Consider the following 1,459-nt stretch of genomic DNA (forward strand, 5'->3'; position numbering starts at 1 on the left):
CTCCTATTAGGAGAGGGGCAGGGGGAGAGGTTTCCCTCTCCTAATTACTCCCCTCTCCTATTAGGAGAGGGGCAGGGGGAGAGGTTTCCCTCTAAGGTGCTAAGGCATTTCCTCTCAGCAAACTACCGATAGTCTTAGCAGTAATCTTAAGCTGAACTAATGGATTTGCAGGGACTACTGTCTTATACAGATAACTATCAAAAGTCATCTTCTGGACATCCAAATCGGCACACATTTCTACAAACGCTTCGCGGGTAGCATCAGTACGATAGAAGACTGTTTGCAGGATATCCAGTACTTTATAAGTCAGTCCATACTTCTTATCCCAACGCTTCAGATAAAGCTTAAGATCGTCTTCTGTGGGAATCCGAGTACCACCATTAGAAGTTTCTACAATAGTTTCGGCACACATCCGGGCTGATTTGGCAGCAAAGTAAATCCCTTCACCGGAAGACTTGGTAACTGTACCAGCAGCATCTCCTACCAAAGCTACTCGACCGACAACCCGTCTTGGTCTAGGATGTTCGGGGATAGGATGGGCTTCTACTTTAATAATTTCCCCACCTTCTAATTTTTTAGCAGCGCGGGCGCGAATTCCGGCTTGCAGCTTTTTAATTAAGGCTTGGTTTACCTTCATTGTCCCTGTACCGACGGCAACGTGATCGTATTTGGGGAATACCCAGGCGTAGAAGTCGGGGGAAACATCAGTACCCACGTACATTTCTGCCAAGTCGTTGTAGAAGGCCATTTTATCTTCTGGCAGACGAATTCGCTCTTGGAATGCGATCGCATAATTATAATCCCCAGCGTCGATTGCTTTTGCCACGCGGGAATTGGCTCCATCTGCACCGATAACTAGGTCTACTTTGAGGGTTTTTTGTACGCCATTCATGCTGCCGTCGGAATGGTCGGCGTAATGGAGAATATATGGGTTGGTATTATTGGTGGGAATGTCAACGGTGTGAACGGTGCCGTTAATTAACTTAGCACCTAATTTGGCAGCGCGATCGCGCATGAAGCCATCCAAGACTTCGCGGCGGCACATCCCGATATATTCGTCTTCGTTAATGAGATTAATATCGACCTCTACATTAGACGGTGAGATCATCTTCATTTTTCTCACTCGTCTGTCAATAATTTCTGGTGGCAGGTCAAACTCACTTACCATACAGAGTGGAATTGCTCCACCACAAGGCTTGGCATTGTCGAGTTTGCGCTCAAATAAGTAAGTTTCGATTCCTGCTTTTGCCAGAGTTTCAGCGGCTGACGAGCCTGCTGGTCCTGATCCTACCACGGCAACCCTTAGTGCTGGCATCTTCTCTCCACGTCTGTTTCAAGTTACGGAGTGAATCCTATCACGGACTTTTGCTTAATGGGTCTGGGAAGTGGCAATTTTGGGGAAGTTGAAATAGAGCTTAACAATGGTGCGTAATATTGCTTAATACTTGGGGGAGTGGTG

Annotated in this window: 1 protein-coding gene; it reads right to left on the reverse strand. The window is 46.7% G+C overall.

What is annotated here, in order from left to right:
* Nucleotides 1-91 precede the first annotated feature (91 nt).
* Nucleotides 92-1,315: a geranylgeranyl reductase gene (gene chlP, locus NJ959_RS29460; RefSeq protein WP_254015313.1), complete on the reverse strand. Its 1,224-nt coding sequence runs from the start codon at nt 1,313-1,315 to the stop codon at nt 92-94.
* Between the last annotated feature and the right edge of the window lie 144 nt (nt 1,316-1,459).

The organism is Limnofasciculus baicalensis BBK-W-15, assembly GCF_024178385.1.
In the GTDB taxonomy this organism is placed as follows: Bacteria; Cyanobacteriota; Cyanobacteriia; order Cyanobacteriales; family Coleofasciculaceae; genus Limnofasciculus; species Limnofasciculus baicalensis.

Bases quoted from the DNA above. Each gene is read 5' to 3' on its own strand.
- chlP (WP_254015313.1), bottom strand. From the start codon at position 1,315: ATGCCAGCACTAAGGGTTGCCGTGGTAGGATCAGGACCAGCAGGCTCG.